Annotated in this window: 23 protein-coding genes and 2 tRNA genes; 15 read left to right on the top strand and 10 right to left on the bottom strand. The window is 68.4% G+C overall.

What is annotated here, in order from left to right; genetic code table 11:
• The first annotated feature begins 2 nt into the window (after nt 1-2).
• Both NVV99_RS04035 and NVV99_RS04030 read left to right on the top strand, forming a co-directional pair.
• Nucleotides 3-437 (top strand): thioesterase family protein, encoded by a 435-nt coding sequence (locus tag NVV99_RS04035; RefSeq protein WP_016691845.1) that lies wholly within the window; start codon nt 3-5, stop codon nt 435-437.
• Between the two features lie 28 nt (nt 438-465).
• Nucleotides 466-1,161, top strand: a complete 696-nt coding sequence (locus NVV99_RS04030) for a hypothetical protein (protein ID WP_024100558.1) — start codon at nt 466-468, stop codon at nt 1,159-1,161.
• 7 nt (nt 1,162-1,168) lie between these two features.
• On the opposite strand, the gene NVV99_RS04025 is transcribed toward NVV99_RS04030, so the two are convergent.
• The gene (locus NVV99_RS04025; protein ID WP_242411711.1) at nt 1,169-2,821 is read right to left on the bottom strand and encodes an alpha-amylase family glycosyl hydrolase; all 1,653 of its coding nucleotides are present in this window, start codon (nt 2,819-2,821) and stop codon (nt 1,169-1,171) included.
• 93 nt (nt 2,822-2,914) lie between these two features.
• On the opposite strand from NVV99_RS04025, the gene NVV99_RS04020 reads away from it, so the two are divergent.
• Nucleotides 2,915-3,334 carry a cupin domain-containing protein gene (locus tag NVV99_RS04020; protein WP_006551124.1) on the top strand — a complete coding sequence of 140 codons (420 nt, stop codon included), beginning with the start codon at nt 2,915-2,917 and terminating at the stop codon, nt 3,332-3,334.
• Nucleotides 3,335-3,350: 16 nt separating this feature from the next.
• On the opposite strand, the gene NVV99_RS04015 is transcribed toward NVV99_RS04020, so the two are convergent.
• Nucleotides 3,351-3,743: a globin gene (locus tag NVV99_RS04015; protein WP_024100560.1), complete on the bottom strand. Its 393-nt coding sequence runs from the start codon at nt 3,741-3,743 to the stop codon at nt 3,351-3,353.
• Between the two features lie 186 nt (nt 3,744-3,929).
• Between NVV99_RS04015 and NVV99_RS04010 the strand changes: the two genes are divergently transcribed.
• Genes NVV99_RS04010 through NVV99_RS04000 form a run of 3 tightly spaced genes read left to right on the top strand, consistent with a single transcriptional unit; the run spans nt 3,930 to nt 5,351 of the window.
• Nucleotides 3,930-4,559 (top strand): HNH endonuclease, encoded by a 630-nt coding sequence (locus NVV99_RS04010; protein ID WP_024100561.1) that lies wholly within the window; start codon nt 3,930-3,932, stop codon nt 4,557-4,559.
• 59 nt (nt 4,560-4,618) lie between these two features.
• Nucleotides 4,619-4,891: a membrane protein gene (locus NVV99_RS04005; RefSeq protein WP_006551127.1), complete on the top strand. Its 273-nt coding sequence runs from the start codon at nt 4,619-4,621 to the stop codon at nt 4,889-4,891.
• The gene (locus NVV99_RS04000) at nt 4,878-5,351 is read left to right on the top strand and encodes a DUF5130 domain-containing protein (protein WP_006551128.1); all 474 of its coding nucleotides are present in this window, start codon (nt 4,878-4,880) and stop codon (nt 5,349-5,351) included. Before NVV99_RS04005 ends, NVV99_RS04000 begins: the two co-directional genes overlap by 14 nt.
• 123 nt (nt 5,352-5,474) lie before the next feature.
• Here the strand turns inward: NVV99_RS04000 and pepN are convergent, their stop codons facing one another.
• Nucleotides 5,475-8,057: an aminopeptidase N gene (pepN, locus tag NVV99_RS03995; RefSeq protein WP_024100562.1), complete on the bottom strand. Its 2,583-nt coding sequence runs from the start codon at nt 8,055-8,057 to the stop codon at nt 5,475-5,477.
• Nucleotides 8,058-8,120: 63 nt separating this feature from the next.
• Nucleotides 8,121-9,362, bottom strand: a complete 1,242-nt coding sequence (locus NVV99_RS03990) for an NAD(P)/FAD-dependent oxidoreductase (RefSeq protein ID WP_024100563.1) — start codon at nt 9,360-9,362, stop codon at nt 8,121-8,123.
• A gap of 168 nt (nt 9,363-9,530) precedes the next feature.
• Between NVV99_RS03990 and NVV99_RS03985 the strand changes: the two genes are divergently transcribed.
• From NVV99_RS03985 to NVV99_RS03970, 4 genes are all read left to right on the top strand, one after another.
• Nucleotides 9,531-10,154 carry a DsbA family protein gene (locus NVV99_RS03985; protein ID WP_258913888.1) on the top strand — a complete coding sequence of 208 codons (624 nt, stop codon included), beginning with the start codon at nt 9,531-9,533 and terminating at the stop codon, nt 10,152-10,154.
• 37 nt (nt 10,155-10,191) lie between these two features.
• Nucleotides 10,192-10,779, top strand: coding sequence for a GNAT family N-acetyltransferase (locus tag NVV99_RS03980; RefSeq protein WP_024100565.1), 588 nt, complete (start codon nt 10,192-10,194; stop codon nt 10,777-10,779).
• 297 nt (nt 10,780-11,076) lie between these two features.
• Entirely contained in the window at nt 11,077-11,556 is a 480-nt protein-coding gene (locus tag NVV99_RS03975) for a ribose-5-phosphate isomerase (protein ID WP_260782758.1), read from the top strand.
• Nucleotides 11,557-11,559: 3 nt separating this feature from the next.
• On the top strand, nt 11,560-12,357 hold the full coding sequence (locus NVV99_RS03970) for an Fpg/Nei family DNA glycosylase (RefSeq protein WP_024100566.1): 798 nt from the start codon (nt 11,560-11,562) through the stop codon (nt 12,355-12,357).
• Nucleotides 12,358-12,391: 34 nt separating this feature from the next.
• On the opposite strand, the gene NVV99_RS03965 is transcribed toward NVV99_RS03970, so the two are convergent.
• The 6 genes from NVV99_RS03965 to NVV99_RS03940 all read right to left on the bottom strand — a co-directional run bounded on the left by NVV99_RS03965 (nt 12,392) and on the right by NVV99_RS03940 (nt 17,912).
• Nucleotides 12,392-13,186: a DUF1542 domain-containing protein gene (locus tag NVV99_RS03965; RefSeq protein ID WP_254584125.1), complete on the bottom strand. Its 795-nt coding sequence runs from the start codon at nt 13,184-13,186 to the stop codon at nt 12,392-12,394.
• A gap of 56 nt (nt 13,187-13,242) precedes the next feature.
• Nucleotides 13,243-14,355, bottom strand: coding sequence for a wax ester/triacylglycerol synthase domain-containing protein (locus NVV99_RS03960; RefSeq protein ID WP_260782757.1), 1,113 nt, complete (start codon nt 14,353-14,355; stop codon nt 13,243-13,245).
• Nucleotides 14,356-14,474: 119 nt separating this feature from the next.
• On the bottom strand, nt 14,475-15,050 hold the full coding sequence (locus NVV99_RS03955) for a hypothetical protein (RefSeq protein WP_260782756.1): 576 nt from the start codon (nt 15,048-15,050) through the stop codon (nt 14,475-14,477).
• Nucleotides 15,051-15,062: 12 nt separating this feature from the next.
• Nucleotides 15,063-16,211 (bottom strand): zinc-dependent alcohol dehydrogenase, encoded by a 1,149-nt coding sequence (locus tag NVV99_RS03950; RefSeq protein WP_260782755.1) that lies wholly within the window; start codon nt 16,209-16,211, stop codon nt 15,063-15,065.
• A 73-nt stretch (nt 16,212-16,284) separates the two neighbouring features.
• Nucleotides 16,285-17,442, bottom strand: coding sequence for a glutamate--cysteine ligase (locus NVV99_RS03945; protein ID WP_064852996.1), 1,158 nt, complete (start codon nt 17,440-17,442; stop codon nt 16,285-16,287).
• Nucleotides 17,443-17,838: 396 nt separating this feature from the next.
• Nucleotides 17,839-17,912, bottom strand: a tRNA-Gly gene (locus NVV99_RS03940).
• 139 nt (nt 17,913-18,051) lie between these two features.
• Between NVV99_RS03940 and NVV99_RS03935 the strand changes: the two genes are divergently transcribed.
• The 5 genes from NVV99_RS03935 to clpX all read left to right on the top strand — a co-directional run bounded on the left by NVV99_RS03935 (nt 18,052) and on the right by clpX (nt 22,573).
• Nucleotides 18,052-18,128 (top strand) — tRNA-Pro (locus tag NVV99_RS03935).
• A gap of 73 nt (nt 18,129-18,201) precedes the next feature.
• Complete coding sequence (gene tig, locus NVV99_RS03930; protein WP_346772272.1) at nt 18,202-19,587, top strand: trigger factor; 1,386 nt, start codon at nt 18,202-18,204, stop codon at nt 19,585-19,587.
• A 142-nt stretch (nt 19,588-19,729) separates the two neighbouring features.
• Nucleotides 19,730-20,356, top strand: a complete 627-nt coding sequence (locus NVV99_RS03925; RefSeq protein WP_016691866.1) for an ATP-dependent Clp protease proteolytic subunit — start codon at nt 19,730-19,732, stop codon at nt 20,354-20,356.
• A 46-nt stretch (nt 20,357-20,402) separates the two neighbouring features.
• Nucleotides 20,403-21,065 carry an ATP-dependent Clp protease proteolytic subunit gene (locus tag NVV99_RS03920; protein ID WP_016691867.1) on the top strand — a complete coding sequence of 221 codons (663 nt, stop codon included), beginning with the start codon at nt 20,403-20,405 and terminating at the stop codon, nt 21,063-21,065.
• 230 nt (nt 21,066-21,295) lie between these two features.
• A complete protein-coding gene (gene clpX / locus NVV99_RS03915) occupies nt 21,296-22,573 on the top strand; it encodes an ATP-dependent Clp protease ATP-binding subunit ClpX (RefSeq protein WP_006551142.1) in 1,278 nt (425 codons plus the stop codon).
• Nucleotides 22,574-22,636: the final 63 nt, after the last annotated feature.

The raw sequence follows: 22,636 nt of genomic DNA, 5'->3' as shown, positions 1-22,636 counted from the left end.
GAGTGAGCGGTGCGGGCGAACAGTTCGGTTTCCACACCGAGGTGATGGTGCGGTGGTCCGACATGGACGTCTTCCAGCACATCAACCACGCGCGGATGGTCACCCTCCTCGAAGAAGCGCGGATCCCGTGGTTGTTCGCCGACGGCCGCCCCACCCGGGACCTGCGCGAGGGGGCCGTCATCGCCGATCTCCACGTCCGCTACCGAGGGCAGTTGCGTCACGACGACGGTCCGCTCGACGTGTTGATGTGGACGGAGAAGGTACGCGCGGTCGACTTCACGATCGGTTACGAGGTGCGGCCGGGCGGTGCCCCGGTCGACTCGGCGCCGGCGGTGGTCGCGTCCACCCAGATCGCGGCGTTCGACATCGAGACCCAGCGCCTGCGCCGGCTCAGCGACGACGAACGCGAGTTCCTGCGTCAGTGGCAACGAAACTGACGGTGGCACCGCAATTGACGAGGCCGACGTGACCGACGACCGGATCCGACGCGCAGAGCGCCTCCTGACGCTCGCCGACCCCGACGACAGCGTCGACCTCGCCGCATTCCTGGCCCGGGCCGCGCGTCTCGACGAGGCTGCCGTGGTGCGGTTGCGCCGCCGCGGCGACGGATTGCTCGGTGTGTGGACACGCACCGGTTTCGAGGTGCTCGCCGGACGCGTCGTCCGCGGAACCGTGGCTCCGGCCGACACCTGCGTGGCCGCCGAGTCGCTGCGGGCCGCGCTTCTCGCCGGGTCCGAACCGCGCACCGAGGTCGACCCGGGCTGGGCGATGGATTCCGCCTGGCGCGGCGCACTTCCACCCGACGACGGCTACGTCCACGTCGACGACGTGCCGGCACGGATCCTCGTCGCACTCGCGCAACGCGGCGTCGCGCTCACCCGCGAGCACGGCGCGCAGGGACCGCCGGCGTCGTTGCTCGCCCAAGAGGTTCTCGAGGTGAGCGGTGCCGGGACGACCGTGGGTGTGCCGATGCGCATGGTGTTCGCGCTCGGTGCGATGGGCTTCGTGCCGGGTGCCGGTCGTGACAGCGTCGACTCGACGGGTATCGATCCCGCCGAGATGGTCCGGGTCCGGGCGTCCGCCACCTGGATGCGCCTCGACGCCCGCTTCGGGTCGGTCTATCTGCGCCGCGGCGGGGGGCTCGGTCTGAGCGTCCTCTGAGGGAGCCTCACGCCAACCAGGCGGCGGTGTCCGGTGGCAGTGCGTGTCCGGTGAGCGGCGCACTCGCGAGCAGCACCTCGCCGGGAGGCAGATCGACCGCGACGTCGCCGGCGTTGAGAACACAGGTCAGGCCGTCGGAACGGCGGAAGGCCAGGCACCCCGCCGGGCTTCCGTACCAGCCGATCCCACCGCCCTCGGATCGCCTTCGCTCCGTGCTGATGGATCGCCTTCGCTCCGTGCTGATGGATCGCCTTCGCTCCGTACGGATCTCGATCGCCTGGCGGTACAGCGAGAGCGTCGAGCCCGCATCCTCGAGTTGCTTCTCGACGGTGAGCGCCGACCACTCCGGCGGCTGGGGCAGCCACGCGGACCCGGCGGAGGTGAACCCGAAGGGCGGTGTTTCGCCCTCCCACGGCAGCGGCACGCGGCATCCGTCGCGTCCGCGTTCGGTGTGGCCGGATCGCTCCCAGACCGGATCCTGCAGCACCTCGTCGGGCAGGTCGACGTTCGGCAACCCCAGTTCGGCGCCGTTGTAGACGAACACTGCTCCCGGGAGCGCGAGGGCGACGAGGATCATCGCGCGTGCCCGCGCGAGCCCGACCTCACCGCCTCCGTACCGAGTGACCTCGCGGTCGACGTCGTGGTTCGACAGCGTCCACGTCGGTGAGGCATGCACCGACGTCACCGCCGCCAGGCCCTTCTCGATCGCGTCGCGGACGGCGTCGGCGTCCCAGTCCGACAGCGTCAGGTGGAAGTCGAAGGCGAGATGCAGTTCGTCCGGGCGCAGGTACTCGGCGAACCGTTCGTGGTCGTCGACCCAGATCTCACCGATCGCCACCGAGTCCGGATACTCGTCGAAGACCCGCCGGATGCGGCGGTGGATGTCGTGCACCTCGGGATTGTTGAACCGAGGGTCGGCGGGGGAGTGCCCGAGCAGTTCGTTGGTCTCCCACCCCTCGTGGTCGGGAAGATCTGCGGGCTTGGCCATCCCGTGGGCCACGTCGATCCGGAAACCGTCCACGCCCCGGTCCAGCCAGAACCGCAGGGTCTTGTCGAGGTCCTCGACGACCTCCTCGTCGTCCCAGTTCAGATCGGGCTGCCCGGGAGCGAAGACGTGCAGATACCACTGACCGGGCGTGCCGTCGGGTTCGGTGATGCGGGTCCAGGCCGGCCCGCCGAAGACGCTCGGCCAGTTGTTCGGTGGTGCGCTGCCGTCCGGTTCGCGCCCGTCGCGGAAGTGGAAGCGCCGGCGTTCACGGCTGCCCGGCCCGGCTTCGAGCGCGGCCCGGAACCAGCGGTGCTCGACGCTGACGTGGTTCGGCACGAGGTCCATCACCACCCGGATGCCGCGCGCGTGGGCGTCGGCGACCAGCGCTTCGAGATCGGCGATGTCCCCGAACAGCGGGTCGATGTCGCGAGGATCGGAGACGTCGTAGCCGTGATCGGCCATCGGTGAACGCATCACCGGGTTGAGCCAGATCGCGTCGACACCGAGCAGTTCGAGATAGCCGAGGCGGCTGCGCACCCCCGCGAGGTCGCCGATGCCGTCACCGTTCGCATCGACGAACGAGCGGGGATAGACCTGGTAGAAGACCGCGTTGCGCCACCACGGCGCCGTCGGGTCGCCTCGTCCGGAGGTCGGTGCTGCGGGGTGGGCCACGGGACTCATCGTGTCAGACGACAGGGCGAAAGGCAGGGCGAACGTGGCCGCGGCCGTTCCGTCCGGGCCTGCCCGCATGATAGGACGAACGGCATGAATACGACATCGATCGTCGCGGTCCGGTTGGACGACGTGGAGCTGCGCGACGACCCGATCGACCCTGCGTGGATCCGCGAGGGCGCGCCCGTGGCGCGCAGCGGTCAGTGGGCGACCAGCGCCGACCGCACCACCACCACACACGTGTGGGACTGCACGGCCGGTCGCTTCGACTGGCATTTCGGCGTCGACGAGATTGTTCACATCGTGGAGGGCTCGGTCATCGTCTCGTCCGCAGACTCCGAGCCGCGCACCTTGCGTGCCGGGGACGCGGCGCTCTTCCGAGCCGGGACCACCGCTCTGTGGGAGGTCCCCGAATACGTGCGCAAGCACGCCGTCCTGCGTCGTCACCTGTCGCCGGCGGCGCGGTTCACCCAGAAGGTGGAGGACCGCCTGCGCCGGATTCTGGGCCGCTGAGCTGCGCCGACCTCGGTCAGATGGGGGAATTCATCATCGAGTCGGCCGCCATGTTCATGTAGTCGACGAGCTGCCGGCGGTGCTCGTCGTCGAGCGTCTTCTCGTCGATCGACGCGATCGCGGTGTGCATGCAGCGCAACCAGGCGTCGCGCTCGAGCGGCCCGATCCGGAAGGGATGATGACGCATGCGCAGCCGCGGGTGGCCCCGCTCCTCGGAGTAGGTGCGCGGGCCGCCCCAGTACTGCTCGAGGAACATCCGCATGCGTCGTTCGGCCGGACCGAGATCCTCCTCGGGATACAGGGGCCGGACGATCTCGTCCCGTGCGATCTCCTCGTAGAACCGTGCAGTGAGCCGGCGGAACGTATCGGCGCCACCGACCGCCTCGTAGAAGGTCTGCTCGTCACTCATCTGTATTCGTTCACCGTCCCTCTCGACCGTCCATTGTGCCCGCTCCCGACCGCACACCGCCCGACGAGCCGTGCCGGGCGGGACCGTCACCGGATGTTCACCGGCCCGACCTGGACCGGTCCGCTGATTTGGGGTGCGATTCGGGAGCATCCGTGGTCCACTGTTCCCAGTCTTTTCGGAGGTCGTATGAAGCACAGCAGCAGCTCGCATCGACAACTCCCGCCCGCGGACGCCCCTGCAGGGGTGCCGGGGGCTACCACACTGCGCGTGGTGCACGACAGCACCGCGACGGTACCCGACTGGTTGAAACGTCGAGTGTTGCTGCTCAACGCCACCTACGAGCCACTCACGGCCCTGCCCGCTCGCAGGGCCGTGGTCCTGATGGCCGGGGGCAAGGCCGATACCGTGCACGACGATCCGCTCGCCCCGCTGGTGCGGTCGGCAGAATGGTCCGTGCAGCTGCCATCGGTGATCCGTCTGCGCAACTATGTGCGCGTTCCGTATCACGCGCGGGTGCCGCTCACCCGGGCCGCGCTCATGCACCGCGACCTGAACCGGTGCGCCTACTGCGGGGGCAAGGCCGAGACGATCGACCACGTCGTGCCGCGCAGCCGAGGCGGCGAGCACACCTGGGAGAACTGCGTCGCATGCTGCGCGCCGTGCAACCACCGCAAGGCCGACAAGCTGCTCACCGAACTCGGATGGACCCTGCGTGTGGTGCCGAATCCGCCCAAGGGCCGGCACTGGCGCCTGCTCGCCACCCTGCCCGAGTTGCACCCCACCTGGCTGCCCTATCTGGGGGAGGGCGCGGCCTGATCGGGCCGTTCTCCGGGGCATATGAGGCCTTTCGGGCCCGGCTGGGCTAACGTTTGGCTGTGAGCATTCTCGAGACAACCCTGATCTTCGTCGGCATCCCGCTGCTGATCGTCTTGGTCTTCGGTGGGCTGTCCTTCGTCCTGAGCAAGTACCCGGGCTCCACGCCGTCGGACGACCCGTACACGCTCGACCGGAAATGGGAGCACGGACCGCTCCTGTGGACCGCGACCGACGAATCGACCCATCCCTGGAAATACCCGCATCATGGTCACGGTCATGCCGCTCTGACCTCGGCGGAGCTGATCGGAGGTACCGCAAGTGGCAAGTGGTGACGTGATCCAGCGTCCGGTCGTCGCGCCGGAGAACCTGCCGCACGGTGCGGCACTCACCGCGAGCGGACGCATCTCCGCCGTGCGCGGTCTCGGTCAGGCCTTCACGGGTGCGCCCTTCAAGGACCGCGACCTCATCACCCTCGACGACACGCTCACGCACGCGACGCGGATCACCAATGTGCGGTTCACCGTCTACATCGGTGACGACGAGAATCCGGCCGCGGCGACCGACGCCCTGCTGCCGACGACGCCGGACGCCGACAACTCGGTCCTCGTCGCCGTCTTCCCGAACCAGCGGAGCATCGAGATCCGCTCGGGTCGCACCGCCGCCGACCGCGCCACCGACCGGGTGCTGCAGCTCGGCGTGACCGCGGCCGTGTCGTCATTCGGCCAGGGGAATCTGCTCGACGGCATCACCAGTGCGGTCCGCGTCATCGCGAACGCCATGGTCGCTCCCTAGTCCGGAGCCCACGACCATCTGTGGCCCGCTGCCACTCCGCGAAGGAGAGGCGGCGGGCCACAGTCGTCTCATGTGGGCGTCTCATGTGGGCACCGCCCACGGTCGTTCGGTGAGGTCGGCGCGTCAGGACGCGTCGAACGCGCGTGCCTTCAACGAGCGCACGACCCCGGCACGACCCTCGACGACGAGCCGGCGCAGCGCCGGCGGATGGTCGCCGGCGAGGAACTCGTCTGCCGCAGCCACCGACTGCTCACTGATCGACCACGACGGGTAGAGCCCGATCACGACGGTCTGCGCGACCTCGCTCGAACGACGCTCCCACACTCCCGGCACCTCCGCGAAGTACCGCGCGACGTACGGCTCGAGCAATTCGCCCTGACCGGCCGGGGCGAAACCGCCGATCACGGCGCGCGCCGTGATGTTCGGGACGCTGTCGTCGTGCACGACGGTCTGCCACACCTGCTCCTTGACGGCCTCCTGCGGACGGGCCGCGCGGGCGGCCGCCGCCTGGCGGGCACCCGCGGCCGTCGGGTCGCGTTCGGCCTCCGCGTCGATGAACGGCGACTCCACGCCCTCGGCGTCGACCTCACCCGCCGCGGCGAGCGCCTGGACGATCCGCCAGCGCAGATCGGTGTCGACCGTCAGCCCGGGCAGGCCGACCGTCGCCGGATCGGCGCCCAGCAGCTCCTCGAGCACCTCGGTGTGCCAGGGAGACAGGTACGCGGTGGTCAGCGCGTTGACGAACGCGAGCTGATGGTCGGAGCCGGCGACGGACTCGCGGGCGAGCTCGAGCAGACGGTTGGCGAAGTTCGCCCGGCCCTGCTCCGCGGCCCAGAACGGGTCGGCGTAGCTCTCCAGCGCGGTGTGCGCCTGCATGAGCAGACGCTGGACGACACCGACCTCGGTCTCGGCGGCGATACCGCGCTGCACGAGGGCGACGAAATCGCGCGCCTTCATCTCGGCCTGACGGGTCATCTCCCACGCCGCCGACCACACCAGGGTGCGCGGCAGCGACTCGGCGATGTCGCCGACCCGGTCGATGACGGTCGCGAGCGACTCCTCGTCGAGCCGCACCGAGCAGTACGTCAGGTCGTCGTCGTTGACGAGGACGAACGCGCCGCGCGGCACGCCCACCAAGTCGGGGACCTCGGTGCGCTCGGCGGCGTCGACGTCGATCTCCACGCGGTGCGTGCGGACGAGCTTGCCGGAGCCGTCGTCGTCGTACACACCGATCGCGAGGCGGTGCACGCGGAACTCACCGGCGCCGGGCTGGGCACCTTCCTGCACCACCGCGAAACGCGTGAAGCGTCCCTGGTCGTCGACCTCGAAGTCCGGTCGCAGGATGTTCAGGCCGGTGGTCTTGAGCCACTGGGCACCCCAGTCCGACAGGTCGCGGCCGGAGGCCTTCTCCAGCGCGGCGAGCAGGTCGTCGAAGGTGGCGTTGCCGTAGGCGTGGTCGCGGAAGTACTCGCGCAGACCGGCGAGGAAGGGCTCCTGCCCCACATAGGCGACGAGCTGCTTGAGCACCGACGCGCCCTTGGCGTAGGTGATGCCGTCGAAGTTGACCTCGACCGCGGCGAGGTCGGGGATGTCGGCGGCGATCGGGTGCGTCGACGGCAGCTGGTCCTGCCGGTAGGCCCACGACTTCTCGACGTTCGCGAAGGTCGTCCACGCGTTGGTGTACTCGGTGGCCGAGGCCTGGCACAGCACCGACGCGAACGTCGCGAACGACTCGTTGAGCCACAGGTCGTCCCACCAGCGCATGGTGACGAGGTCGCCGAACCACATGTGCGCCATCTCGTGCAGGACGGTCTCGGCGCGGCGCTCGTAGGAGTAGCGGGTGACCTTGGACCGGAAGACGTAGTCCTCCAGGAAGGTCACCGCTCCGGCGTTCTCCATCGCCCCGGCGTTGAACTCGGGCACGAACAGCTGGTCGTACTTGCCGAAGGCGTAGGGGATCCCGAAGTTGGCGTGGTAGAAGCCGAAGCCCTGTTTGGTCTCGGTGAACAGCCGGTCGGCGTCCATGTACTCCGCGAGCGACGCTCGGCAGAAGATGCGCAGCGGGATGGTGCCGTGCTCGTCGGTGTACTCGTCGGACCACACGGCATACGGACCGGCGATGAGCGCGACGAGATAGGTGCTCATCCGCGGGGTGGTGCGGAAGATGTGCAGACCCGGCTGCGCGGCCGCCGTCTGTACGGTGTCGGCGTTGGAGATCACGGCCCAGTCCTGCGGTGCGGTGACCTGCAGGTCGAAGGTGGCCTTGAGATCGGGCTGGTCGAAGCACGCGAACATCCGCTTGGCGTCGGCCGTTTCGAACTGCGAGTACAGGTACACCGCGTCGTCGGTGGGGTCGACGAACCGGTGCAGGCCCTCGCCGGTGTTCGTGTACAGGCAGTCGGCGTCGACGACGAGTTCGTTGTGAGCGGCGAGCCCGGTAAGGGTGATGCCGGTCTCCTCGGAGTATCCGGACACGTCGACGGGGTCGCCGTTGAGGGTCGCCGAATGCACGGTCTTCGCGATGAGGTCGATGAACGTCGAGGCTCCCTCGGTCGCGTCGAATCGCACGGTGGTCACCGATCGGAAGGTCGTGGTGCCCGGCGCGCCGGCACCGTCGGTGAGATCCAGTTCGATGCTGTAGTTGTCGACGGACAGGATCGCGGCCCGTTCGGCGGCCTGCTCGCGGGTCAGATTCGGTGGTGCCACGGGAGAACTCCTTCTCACGACGGAATGTCGGTCGGCGTCCATCCCATCATGATCGGCGAACCCTCACGGAGCGACGTCGGACAACGGCACCGTGGTGTCCGTCAGCCGACCGACGTCGACGGGCCGCCCGGAGGCGATGAGTGCGCGGAGGTCGTCCCCGGCATCCCAGATGTTGACGTTCATCCCCGCCCGGACCCGCTGCTCGTCGTCGAGCCAGAACGCGAGGAACTGCCGTCCCGGCACGTCGCCGCGGGTGACCACCCGCGCGTCGCGGGGCGCGAGCCCGACATACTCCATGCCAAGGTCGTACTGGTCGGTGAAGAAATAGGGGAGCCGGTCGTAGGTCGCCTCACGTCCGAGCATCGTCGCGGCCGCGACGGCCGGCTGGTTCAGGGCGTTCGCCCAGTGTTCGACGCGCACACGGGTGCCGAGCAGCGGATGCTCCGCCGACGCGATGTCGCCGACGGCGACGATGTCCGGGTCGCTCGTCCGCAGCGATGCGTCGACGAGCACGCCGTCGTCCACCGCGAGTCCGGCGTCGCGGGCCAGCTCGATGTTCGGGCGCGCCCCGACCGCGACGAGCACGGCGTCGGCGGGCACCACACTGTCGTCGCCGAACCGGATGCCGCTCGCGCGACCGTCGTAGGCGACGATCTCGCGCACCGAGGTGTTCGTCCGCAGATCGACACCGTGCGCGCGGTGCAGGTCGGCGAACACCGCACCCATCTCCTCGCCGAGGGCACCGGACAGGGGTTGCTTCGCGGTCTCCGCGACCACCACGCCCGCGCCCCGGTCGCGGGCGTTCGCGGCGATCTCCATGCCGATCCATCCCGCGCCGATGACGGCCAGCCATCCCGCGTGGTCGGTCTCGCCCTGGATCGCGGTGAGCAGCGCATCGGAGTCCTCGATGGTGCGCATGACGTACACGCGTTCGGCGTCGGCTCCGGGAATCGGGACCGTGCGGGGCGTCGAGCCCGTGGCGAGCGCGAGCTTGTCGTAGTGGAGCGTCGACCCGTCGGGCAGCGTCACCGTGTGGGCGGCCGGATCGATCGCGGTGACCTTCGTGCCGAGCAGCAGTTCGACGCGGTGGTCGCGGTACCAGTCGCCGTCGTGCACCGTGAAGTCGGCGAGTTGCTTGCGTCCGGCGAAGTAGTCCTTCGACAACGGCGGTCGCTCGTAGGGCAGGTGCTCCTCCGCGCCGATGAGCAGGATGCGCCCGGGAAAGTCGCGGGCGCGCAGTTCCTCTGCCAGCTTGGCGCCGGCCAGACCCGCGCCGACGATCAGAAACGTTTCCTCACCCGACATCGTGGTGCCTCCGCTGTGATGCGTGCCGGACCTGCTTCCCGGCTCCGACGTTACGGCTACCGCCCGCACTACGGCCCGGTTCAGGAAGAATCGTCGACGGGGCCGTGTTGAACATGCTTGTAGTTGTCCGGCCCGTACGAACTCTTGTGAGGAGATCTCTTGAGCGACCTGACCGCCGCGTCCTCGACCGGCAAGGACATCGCCGACTTCTGGTTCGATCCGTTGTGCCCGTGGTGCTGGATCACCTCGCGCTGGATCCTCGAGGTCACGAAGGTGCGCGACATCGAGGCGCGTTTCCACGTCATGAGCCTGGCCGTGCTGAACGAGGGGCGCGACCTGCCGGAGGAGTACGCCGAGCTGATGACGAAAGCCTGGGGCCCGGTGCGCGTCGCGATCGCTGCGGCGCAGAAGTACGGCGACGACATCCTCTCCCCGCTGTACACGGCGATGGGCACCCGCATCCACAACGAGGGCAACAAGGACTTCGCGGACGTGATCGCCGCGTCGCTCGCCGAACTCGACCTCGACGCCTCGCTGGCCGAGGCCGCCGACAGCGCCGCCTACGACGAGGCTCTGCGCACGAGCCATCACGCCGGCATGGACAAGGTGGGCCAGGACGTCGGTACCCCGACGATCCATGTCAACGGCATCGCCTTCTTCGGGCCCGTCCTGTCGAAGATCCCGCGCGGGGAAGAGGCCGGCAAGGTATGGGACGGTGTGGTTGCCCTCGCGTCCTACCCGCACTTCTTCGAGCTCAAGCGCAGCCGCGACGAGGAGCCCGACTTCTCCTGACCGGGCACCGCCGTGGCGCTCGGTAGAGTGCAACGGCGTGTCGAACGATCATGTGGTCCGGCCGGCGACGGTACACGATGTCGAGAAGGCGACGGCAACGCTCGGACGAGCGTTCCGCGACTATCCGTTCACCCGCTACACCGTCGACGGCCGGGACCACGAGACCCGGGTCCGCGACCTCCAAGGGCTCTTCCTCGCCGAGATCGGCATGCGCTGCGGCGAGGTATGGGTCTCCGACGACGTCGACGCCGTGGCCGTCTGGACGACGCCCGGCTCCACCGGACTCGAGGAGGCGTTCACGTCCGTCTCCGATCGGGTGACGGAGCTGCGGGGTGATCGTGCCCGCGCCGCCGAACTGGCCGAGCAGGCCACCGCGGAACTGCAACCGAGCGAGCCAGGGTGGTTCCTGGCCACGGTGGGCGTCGATCCCGCCTCGCAGGGGCGCGGCCTGGGACGGGCCGTCCTCGAACCAGGACTTCGCGCGGCCGAGCGGCAGGGGGTCGCGGCCTGTCTGGAGACCTCCTCGGAGGCGAACGTCGCGCTCTACGAACGTCTCGGATTCGTCGTTACCGGTGTCGTGGAGCTGCCGGACGGCGGCCCGAAGGTCTGGGCGATGCGCCGCTGACCTGCCGGGGCGGGGTTCGCCACGCTCGGGACCGAAGGTCGCAACGCTCCGCCGTACAGACTTGTGCTCACTCCGAATTCGATTCTCGGCTTCGGGTCGGGCGCGGACTACCGTGATGCATCACGGCTCGCGGCCTCCGGACTGCCAGCGGCACCCACCCGCCGCGCTACGGTGCCCTCCGACCCGCCCCCGGCGTGGTGCCCTCTGACCCGCCCCCGGCGGGGTGTGCTCCGACCCGCCCCTCGCACGGCGAACGGCGCGTGCGGGCGAGCGGACGAGTCTCGTTAGACTCGGCCCATGCGCGTTTACCTGGGAGCCGACCACGCGGGCTTCGAACGGAAGAATGAGATCATCGAGCACCTGAAGAAGAACGGCCATGAGCCGATCGACTGCGGTGCGTTCGAGTACGACGCCCTCGACGACTACCCGGCGTTCTGCATCGAGGCTGCTCGGCGCACCGTCGCCGACGAGGGCAGCCTCGGTATCGTGCTCGGTGGCAGCGGTAACGGCGAGCAGATCGCCGCCAACAAGGTGCGAGGTGCGCGCTGCGCCCTCGCCTGGAGCGTCGACACCGCCAAGCTTGCGCGCGAGCACAACAACGCGCAGCTCATCGGCATCGGTGGCCGCATGCACAGCCTCGAGGAGACCCTCGCGATCGTCGACGCCTTCCTGTCGACCGAGTGGTCGAACGAGGAGCGTCACCAGCGCCGTATCGACATCCTCGCCGAGTACGAGAGAACCGGCGAGGCTCCGGCAGTTCCCGGCGCACCTGCCTGATCCGTGCCCGAAGGACACATCCTGCACCGGCTTGCCCGGCTGCACCACGAGTGGTACTCGGGTGCGCCGGTGCGGGTGTCCAGTCCGCAGGGGCGGTTCGCCGACGGTGCCGCCGCCGTGGACGGGCGCGTCCTGACCCACGCGGACGCGTGGGGCAAGCATCTCTTCCACCACTACGAGGGCGGTCTCGCCGTCCACGTGCACCTCGGTATCTACGGTGAGTTCACCGACCGCGAGTTGCCGCTCGGCGAACCGGTCGGACAGGTGCGGATGCGGATGATCGGCGCGCGCCACGGCAGCGACCTGCGTGGTCCGGCGGCGTGCGAGGTGCTCACCCCCGGCGAGGTCGAGGCGATCGAGGCCCGGCTCGGTCCAGACCCGCTGCGACCCGACGCCGATCCCGAGCGGGCATGGCGCCGTATCGGCAGATCACGCACCGCGATCGGCGCGTTGCTCATGAACCAGGCCGTCATCGCCGGCGTCGGCAACGTCTACCGCGCAGAAGTGCTCTTCCGTCACGGCATCCATCCGGAACGTCCGGGAAACAAGCTGTCCCGCAGAGAGTTCGACGCGATCTGGGCCGACCTCGTCGAACTGATGAACGTCGGTGTGGAGCACGGGCGCATGCACGTCGTGCGACCCGAACACGACCACGGCGCACCGGCCTACGCCAAGAACAGGCCCCGGACGTACGTCTACCGCCGTGCCGGCGAACCCTGCCGGATCTGCGGGACTCCCGTTCTGCACTCGGTCATGCAGGCGCGGAACCTGTTCTGGTGCCCGGTCTGTCAGCCGAGCTGACCCGACTCAGCTGACCCGACTCAGCAGATCCGACTCAGAAATCGAAGCCCCCGAAATCGAATCCGCCGCTGTCTCCGCCACCGAAGTCGCCGCCACCGAAGTCGTCACCGCCTCCGTACTCGTCGCCCCCGCCGTACTCGTCACCACCGCCGAAGTCGTCGCCGGCACCTGTCTCCGCCGACGGATCACCGACACCGGATTCGAATGCCTGCGCGTCGTAGGGGACACCGGCCATCCCGGCGAACATCGTCGAGAAGAGCAGCATCGAGCCGACGCCCCACGCGCCCGCGACCAGGGCGGGCTTCCACCACGGCTCCGAATACCAGCCCGCAGGGACAGGCCGGCCCGCGACGCGGCCGCCGGGGTAGTAGTTCGGCGTCGCGGAGGACGGTGACGGCGACGCGGCGATGGTGCGGCCCTCGAAGTCGACGGTGCGCTTCTCGGTGACCTCGCCGGCGGACTTCTGTCCGTCGAGCGTTGGGATCTCCGGCCCCGGGTCCATGCCCATCGCCAGGCGCGCAGCTCGGATGTAGTACAGACCTTCGAGCGCGGTCTGTTTCGCGAGACGCGCCTGCATCGGCGAGTTCGCCTGCTCGATCTGGGAGCCGGCGGCGGTGAAGCGCTCGGAGGCGTCCGCCAGCGCCTGACGCGAGGCGTCGTCGGTGCCGGTCAGGTTGTAGATCTGGCCGCCGAGACGCTCGATCGCCTGCCGTGCGTCGGCCTTGGCGTCGTCGAGGGTGACGGTGCGGTGACGGGTGGTGCTCTTCTGGGAGCGGGAGACGAAGTACACCACGGCACCGACGGCGGCGAGGATGAGCAGAAGTTCCACGGGCCGATCCTTCCGGTGGGGGAGGGTCCTGTCCTCCAGCGTACCGACGCGGGGAGTCACTCCCCGAGGACCGCGCGCATCCCTTCCTGCAGGCACGAATCGAACGAATCGCGGTTGGGGACGACCGTGGGGTCCACCGCCAGGCCCATGCAGCAGGTGTCGCGATAGGACATCGCCGACGCGGTCATCATCGCGCCGTCGGCCGCACCGAAGCCGTAGTACCGCTCGATCTTCGCGCCGCCGACGTAGAGCGGCGCGTGGGAACCGGGGAGCGTGGACACCACCACGTCCCGCGGACCGACGGCGATGTCGGAGTGTGCTCCGGCGGAGGACGGGAACGAGATGTCGATGCGTCGCATGAGATCGACCGTGTCCATCGCGTGGATGTCCGCCTCGTCCTCGGGTGCCATAGGCATAGGCACCGCCCCGCCGTCCGGCCCGGGGACGACGACACGCAGATCGTCGATCGAGCGGCCGTGCCTCCGCCGGTACTCGCTGCACGCGAGGAGCATCGCAGTGGAGAACCCGCTCGACACGCGGCAGCCCGCGCGTTCGCAGGCGTGACGCAGGGCGGCGAGATCCGCGTCGAGTACGTGCAGTCGCGGCGCGCGGGGTGCGGGCTCCTCGTGGTCGCCGGTGCGTCCGAGCAGGGCGTTGATCAATCCGGTGCCCAGCGAGGTGAACATGTGCGCCGCGGTGCGGAACGACTCGACGCCCTGTTCGGACACCGATCTCGCCCACGACAACATGGACTCGGACTGACCGGGTGAGGGTGCCGAGCCGAGATGCCGGAGCCGGATCACCAGCGCCGACTGGCCACCGCCGAGGCCGTCGAGCAAGGTCAGTTCCCACCGCGGGTGCCGGAGACCCGAGGGGTCGGGGGCCGTGCGGGCGTAGGCGAGTACCTCCTCGAAAGTCGCCGGGGCGGGCAGGGCGACCCGCTCGAGATGCCACGGCGGATCCGAGTCGGGATGCCCGGCGCGGCGCGGCGGATCGAGCCCGAACGGCAGTTCCACCACCCGGTGCCGGAAACTGGGCGACTCGTGGTTGCCGGGCGCGAGCACGGCGGCGACCCGATCCCAGTCGGGGGTGGCATCGAGAAGGACCGCGGCGACGACGGAGGAGCCGGGAGAGAGGGCCCGGGGGAGGTCGTCGGAGGTGTCCTTCACAAGAGGGACGGTCTCATATCGTGAACGACGCACACCCCTGCTTGACTCTCGCTTTGCACTATCGAGTCGAAAAGGTGACACGTCGTTGCTGGATTCGGGATCTCCCCACGTGCCGGTTCTCACCTCCGTGAGCGCCCTTTCCGGCGTATCACCACCGCTGCGCCCAGACCCGCTGCGGCGATCCACGGTGCGCCGGAGACGAACGGATCGAGCCACTGGTGGTTGACGTCGGCACGCGAACTCCGCCGCCTCGACGCCCCGCCGTGCGCGGTGATCTCCGACCGGATCCCGCTCTCGGTCACGGGATTGTCGGGACGGCCCTGCATCAGGGCCCGGACCCGGCTCTCGGCGACGTCGATGCGGTCGGCGCCGATCAGGAGCAACCAGTGCGCGGCGCGGCCTTCGCTGTAGCGGCGGTAGGCGTGCCTGCGCACGACGCCGGACAGTCCCTTCAGCGGCGCCGTGGTGCCGAAGACCGGGGTGACGAAGGCATGCTCGATCGAACGTTCGCGGGTCTCGTACCCGGGCTGGCGTTCGGGGAAGTCCCAGTGCGCGCCGGTCGTCTCAGGTGCGAAGCGTTCCTTCGGCACCGAGGGCCGATCGCGAGGATTCAGGTCGACTCCCCATCCGGGGATGCGGGCGCGCAGTTGGTCGGGGGTCTCCGGGGGTTCGGGCTTGTCTGCGGTGTAGGCCATGGCGGATCCTCCTCAACTCCCGTCGGCGACGATGATCGGCTTGATGCACCTGTCGAGCTTCGACGAGAACATGTGGTAGGCCTCGGGGATGTGTTCGAGCGGGACACGGTGCGTGACGATGTCGTTCGGCTTCAGATAGCCGTTGCGGACGTGCTCGAACAGACGGGGCCACTGACGTTTGACGGGGCACTGGTTCATCCGCAAGGTCAGCCCCTTGTTGAGTGCGTCGCCGAACTTCACGGCACTGAAGATCGGGCCGTAGGCGCCCACCACCGAGACGGTGCCGCCCTTGCGGACACCGTCGATGGCCCAGTTCAGCGCGACCGGCGAGCCACCTTGCATCTTCAGTTTCGCGGCCGTGACGTGCTGCAGGAAGTTGCCGTCGGCCTCCGCCCCGACCGCATCGATGGCGACGTCCGCTCCGAGATGACCGGTGATCTTCTTCAGGTGGACGATGATGTCGTCGTACTCCGCGAAGTTGTAGGTCTCGGCGTGAGCGAAGGTCCGGGCCTTCTCCAGCCGGTACTCGAGGTGGTCGATCACGATGACCCGGCCGGCACCCATGAACCAGGCGGACTTCGCCGCGTACAGGCCCACCGGTCCGGCGCCGAAGACCACGACCGTGTCGCCCTCGACGATGTCACCCAGCTGTGCACCGAAGTAGCCGGTCGCGAGGGCGTCGGTGAGCATCAGGGCGTCCTCGCCGTCCATCCAGTCGGGCACGATCGTTGGGCCGACGTCGGCGAACGGCACCCGCACGAACTCGGCCTGGCCGCCGTCGTAGCCGCCGCAGGTGTGCGAGTAGCCGTAGATGCCGCCGACCGCGGTGGCGTTGGGGTTGACGTTGTGGCAGTTGGAGTACAGGCCGCGCGCGCAGAAGAAGCACGACCCGCAGAAGACGTTGAACGGGACCATGACCCGGTTGCCGGGTTTCAGGCTCTGCACCGACGGCCCGACCTCGTGGACCACCCCGACGAACTCGTGACCGAAGGTCGTACCGACGCGGGTGTCGGGCATCATCCCGTGGTAGAGGTGCAGGTCGGAACCGCAGATCGCCGCCAACTCGACGCGCACGATGGCGTCGTTGGGGTGCTCGATCCGGGGAATGTCCTTCTCTTCGACGCGGACCCGATAGGGGCCGCGATAGACCATCGCGCGCATACGTGCTCCCTCGTCCTGGCTCGTGTGGTCGCGAATACCCGAGGGAAGGCGCTCCAAACGGCAGGTCGCGGGATCAGAGCGCGGGGACGTCCGGGGCGGGATGGGCTCCGCCGGACAGTGGAGGGGTCTGCGGTCCGGCGACGAACGCCCGGTGGAGCGCGTCGACGACGTCGGCGACGGCGTGACGGCGGGCGAACGCGCGTCGCTGCAGCATCGCCCCGGTGCCGCGGGCGAGGATCGCCTCCCACATCGCCACCGCGCACCGGCGGTCGCCGGCCTCCTCGAGTCGGGGGCCGATGTACCGGAGGAAGGCGCGGAAGGACTGCTGCGCGGTGGTGGGCCGCCCGGTGAACACGTCGACGGCACGTCCGGTCGGCCCCTCGCGAGCAGCGCACAGGTACGCGGCGTGGACGACCTCGTCGGCGACCGGGGGAGCAGTGATGCCCGCCCGGACCTCTCGTTCGGCGGTGGCGACGAGCGCGCGGACGAGCATCGCCAGGAGAACAGTCTCGTCGACCGTCGCCGGCACGTCGCTCACCCGGATCTCGACGGTGGGCAGATGCGCCGAGGGACGCACGTCCCAATAGACCATGCCCGGATCGAGGATGTTGCCGCTCTCGATCATCATGGCGACGATCGCGTCGTAGTGCTCCGCCGACGTGAACCGCGGGGGAGGACCCGCGCACGGCCACCGGGAGGCCATGATCGCCCGCCAACTGGCGTACCCGGTGTCGCGGCCCCGATGGATGGGCGAGTTGGCCGTCGCGGCCAGCAGGGTGGGCAACCACACCCGGACGTGATTGCACACCAGGACGGCGGTTTCGCGGTCCGCGACACCGACGTGGACGTGGCAGCCGCAGACCTCCTGCTCCTCGGCGAGACGTCCGTACCGCTCGGCCATCGTCCGGTAACGCGGCACATCCGTCACGGACGCGAGCTTCTGGAGCGTGGGCGACACACCCGACGCGAGCAGACCCGCGTGCGCCTCCCGCGCGGCCGCGGCTGCGACGGTCCGGCCCTCGACGACACGCGCGCGCAACTCGGCCGAGCTGCGGCAGACCGGTGTGTTCACCTCGACCTGGATGCGTTTGAGCTCGTAGTCCATGTCGAGTCCGAGCCGGGCGGCTGCGGCCACGACGAGGTCGTTGCTCGCGGTCAGCCGTTCGGAGGTCGGGTCGACGAGGAAGAACTCCTCCTCGACGCCGACGGTCGGAGCGGGGGTCGGGGGCATGTCCGGAGTCGGTCTGTGGCGCCGAGGCATCGTTGCTTCCCTGCATAGCGAGGCGCCGTCGGTACAGCCGGCGCCGTCGTTGACGCCGGCGCCTTCTCGACCGACCGCTGACCTACGGGGGTGAGACGACGATACTCGGATTTCACACCGGAGAACGGCATTCGATGGTGGAGAGGGACCGACCGGAGGTGGGGCGGGGCCGGTCCCTCCACACCCCCTGCGGTGTCATCCGACGACGCCCCACCCGTTCGCGGTCGCGTCCGCTGGAGGGACGCGACGAGGAATCACGACGCGGTGGTTCGTGCGGTCGTCGGAATGCGGATGGGCTGGGCCGGACGGGACGGTCCGGAACGACGAAGCCCGCCGGTGCTGTGTGCACCCGGCGGGCTTCCTCCGTGGAGGGGATGACGGGAATCGAACCCGCGTAGCCAGTTTGGAAGACTGGGGCTCTACCATTGAGCTACATCCCCGTTGCGCCTGCAGCGCCGGTGTCGACCGGTGCTGCGGCTTGCGAGATGAGACTGTACCGGACCTCGCTTTGGATTTCATAATCGGGGGGCCGTAGGATTCTGCGATGGGTCCCGCGGTCGGATGCGGTGCCTTCACGACCGGGATGTGGCGCAGCTTGGTAGCGCATCCGCTTTGGGAGCGGAGGGTCGCAGGTTCGAATCCTGTCATCCCGACCAGATCGAACAGCGTCAGCGCGCTCAGTAGTGACACGAACGACCGACAAGAGAGCACGACAGAAGGAGCATGTCCGTGAAGAGCACCGTCGAGCAGCTGAGCCCGACGCGAGTCCGTATCAATGTTGAGGTGCCCTTCGAGGAGCTCCAGCCTGATTTCGACCGCGCTTTCAAGGCCCTCGCCGGCCAGGTCCGCATCCCGGGCTTCCGCCCCGGTAAGGCACCTCGCAAGATCCTCGAGGCCCGCGTCGGCCGCGGAGCCGTCCTGGACCAGGTCATCAACGAGGCCATCCAGAGCCGCTACAGCGAAGCTGTTACCGCGAACGACGTCAAGGTCATCAGCCAGCCCGAGATCGACGTCACCAAGCTCGAGGACAACGTCGAGCTGGCGTTCACCGCCGAGGTCGACGTGCGTCCCGAGATCACCCTCCCCGATTTCTCCGAGATCGCCGTCACCGTCGATCCCGTCGAGATCACCGACGAGGACATCGCCGAGCAGCTTCTGTCGCTGCGTCAGCGCTTCGGCACCCTGACGGGTGTCGAGCGTCCGGTGCAGGACGGCGACTTCGTCTCCATCGACCTGTCCGCGACGGTCGACGGCAACGAGGTTCCCGAGGCCGCCACCGAGGGCCTGTCGCACGAGGTCGGCTCCGGCCAGCTCATCGACGGACTCGACGAGGCGATCATCGGCCTGTCCGCCGGCGAGTCGAAGGAGTTCACCTCCACGCTGGTCGCCGGCGAGTACGCCGGTAAGGAAGCCGTCGTCACCGTCAAGGTCAACACCGTCAAGCAGCGCGAGCTGCCCGAGGCCGACGACGAGTTCGCGCAGCTCGCGAGCGAGTTCGACACCATCGGCGAGCTCGAGGCCGACCTCCGCGAGCGCGTCCAGCGCGTCAAGCAGGTCGAGCAGGCCGGCCAGATCCGCGACAAGGTCCTCGAGGTTCTCCTCGAGACCGTCGACATCCCGGTTCCCGAGGCTGCCGTCCAGGCCGAGGTCGACAGCGCGCTGCACGACGCCATCCACGAGCTCGATCACGACGAGACCAAGCTGAACGAGCTGCTCGAGGCCCAGGGTTCGAGCCGCGAGGAGTTCGACAAGGAAGCACGCGAGTCCGCCGAGCGTTCGGTGAAGACCCAGCTGCTCCTCGACGCGATCGCCGAGGCGGAGAACACCACGGTCGAGCAGCAGGAGCTGACCGAGCGCATCTTCTTCCAGGCGCAGCGCTACGGCATCCCGCCGGAGCAGTTCATCCAGCAGATCAGCCAGGCCAACCAGCTCGGTGCCGTCTTCGCCGACGTCCGCCGCGGCAAGGCGCTCGGCACCGTCGTCGATCGCGCCAACGTGACCGACACCACGGGTGCGACCGTCGACACCGCCGAGCTGTTCGGCACCAAGAAGGACGATGACGCCGAGGGCGAGAACGCCGAGGCGGAGACCACCGAGGACTCGGCCTCCGAGTAGTCGGGCGACCCGCGGAGATTCGAAACCCCAGGGGCACGAATTTCCGCTTTCAGCGAAGAGGGGCGGCACCGGGCATCCGGTGCCGCCCCGTTTCGTTAGTGTCAGTGTCAGCAACCCACGATCGACGAGAAGGCAGGTACCCGTGACTCCTCAGAATCCGGCGACATCCATCGGTCCCGCGATGACCTCGGCCACGGCTGGGCTGAACCTCAGCGACTCGGTGTACGAACGCCTGCTCCGCGAGCGCATCATCTTCCTGGGCACCCAGGTCGACGACGACATCGCGAACAAGCTGTGCGCGCAGATCCTTCTGCTGTCGGCCGAGGACCCCACCCGCGACATCTCCCTGTACATCAACTCACCGGGCGGTTCGGTCACCGCCGGTATGGCGATCTACGACACGATGAAGTTCGTCGAGTGCGATGTCGCGACCTTCGCGATGGGTCTCGCCGCCTCGATGGGTCAGTTCCTGCTCTCCGCCGGTACCAAGGGCAAGCGTTACGCACTCCCGCACGCGCGGATCATGATGCACCAGCCGTCCGCAGGCATCGGTGGTACGGCGAGCGACATCGCGATCATGGCGGAGCAGTTCGCACACACCAAGCGAGAGATGGCCGAGCTCATCGCGGAGCACACGGGCCAGTCGGTGGAGCAGATCACCAAGGACTCCGACCGCGACCGCTGGTTCACGGCGCAGCAGGCGCTCGAATACGGCTTCGTCGACCACGTCGTCTCCCGGGCGCAGCAGGCCGGCGGCACCGCCAACTAGGTCCCGGCCCGATCTGCCCTCACACCACCGAATTCTTGGAGAAGCGATGACCAACATGTTCGATCCGCGCCAGCTCGGCGGCGCCGCTCCTGCCTCGCCCGCGAGCCGCTACATCCTCCCGTCGTTCATCGAGCACTCGAGCTACGGCGTCAAGGAATCCAACCCGTACAACAAGCTGTTCGAAGAGCGCATCATCTTCCTCGGCGTCCAGGTCGACGACGCGTCCGCCAACGACGTGATGGCCCAGCTGCTGGTGCTCGAGTCGCTCGATCCCGACCGCGACATCACCATGTACATCAACTCGCCGGGTGGTTCGTTCACCTCGCTCATGGCGATCTACGACACCATGCAGTACGTCCGCGCCGACATCACCACGGTGTGCCTCGGGCAGGCGGCATCCGCCGCGGCCGTCCTGCTCGCCGCCGGCACCCCCGGCAAGCGTCTGGCGCTGCCCAACGCTCGCGTGCTCATCCACCAGCCCGCGACGGGTGGCATCCAGGGACAGGTCTCCGACCTCGAGATCCAGGCCGCCGAGATCGAGCGCATGCGTACCCTCATGGAGAACACGCTCTCGAAGCACACCGGTAAGGATCCCGAGCAGATCCGCAAGGACACCGATCGGGACAAGATCCTCACGGCGGAGCAGGCCGTCGAATACGGTCTGATCGACCGGGTCCTCGAGTACCGCAAGCTCTCGGCCCAGAAGTAGAACGTCGCAGGCGGTTCCGGAAGGCACGGTGCCTTCCGGAACCACCGACGCCGGGACTGTGATCGCCGACACATGTTGTGGTGTACAAATATGACCGGAAACGCGCAGAACCGGTCGACCTGCGCGCCGACATCCGGGTACGGTCGATCAAAGGGCCCGCTCCCCGGGACCGCCCCGTGTGGTGGTTGCGGGACCGGTTGCACGCACACGAGGAAGTAGGGACCTGACTGATGGCACGTATCGGTGACGGCGGAGATCTGCTCAAGTGCTCCTTCTGCGGAAAGAGCCAGAAGCAGGTCAAGAAGCTCATTGCGGGCCCCGGTGTCTACATCTGCGACGAGTGCATCGATCTCTGCAACGAGATCATCGAGGAGGAGCTGGCCGAGACCAGCGAGGTCAAGCTCGACGAGCTGCCCAAGCCGGCCGAGATCCGCGACTTCCTCGACAACTACGTGATCGGCCAGGACGACGCCAAGCGCACGCTGGCCGTGGCGGTCTACAACCACTACAAGCGCATCCAGGCCGGCGACAAGGGTCGCGACTCCCGCGGTGAGACGGTCGAACTCGCGAAGTCCAACATCCTGCTTCTCGGCCCCACCGGTTGTGGCAAGACCTACCTCGCGCAGACGCTCGCGAAGATGCTCAACGTGCCCTTCGCCATCGCCGACGCCACCGCACTGACGGAGGCCGGCTACGTCGGTGAGGACGTCGAGAACATCCTCCTCAAGCTCATCCAGGCCGCCGACTACGACGTCAAGCGCGCCGAGACCGGCATCATCTACATCGACGAGGTCGACAAGATCGCCCGCAAGAGCGAGAACCCGTCGATCACTCGCGACGTGTCGGGCGAGGGCGTGCAGCAGGCGCTGCTGAAGATCCTCGAAGGCACCCAGGCATCCGTCCCGCCGCAGGGTGGTCGCAAGCATCCGCACCAGGAGTTCATCCAGATCGACACCACGAACGTGCTGTTCATCGTGGCGGGTGCATTCGCGGGTCTCGAGAAGATCGTCTCCGACCGCGTCGGCAAGCGCGGCATCGGCTTCGGCGCCGAGGTTCGGTCGAAGGCCGAAATCGACACCACCGACCACTTCGCCGACGTCATGCCCGAGGACCTCATCAAGTTCGGCCTGATCCCGGAGTTCATCGGTCGCCTGCCGATCCTCGCGTCGGTGACCAATCTCGACAAGGAATCACTCGTCCAGATCCTGTCGGAGCCGAAGAACGCTCTGGTCAAGCAGTACGTTCGCCTGTTCGAGATGGACGGCGTCGAACTCGAGTTCTCCCAGGACGGACTCGAAGCGATCGCCGACCAGGCGATCCTCCGTGGCACCGGCGCCCGCGGGCTCCGCGCCATCATGGAGGAGGTGCTCCTGCCCGTGATGTACGACATCCCCAGCCGCGACGACGTCGCCAAGGTCGTGGTCACCGCCGAGACCGTCAACGACAACGTCCTTCCGACGATCGTGCCGCGCAAGACCGATCGGGAACGGCGCGACAAGACCGCCTGATTCCGAAGACCCTTCGGAACTGCACGAGCGCCTCGGCACGAAAGTGCCGAGGCGCTCGTCGTC

The sequence above is a fragment of the Rhodococcus sp. PAE-6 genome (assembly GCF_025290685.1).
In the GTDB taxonomy this organism is placed as follows: Bacteria; Actinomycetota; Actinomycetes; order Mycobacteriales; family Mycobacteriaceae; genus Rhodococcus; species Rhodococcus pyridinivorans.
This window is presented reverse-complemented; position numbering and strand designations above follow the sequence as displayed.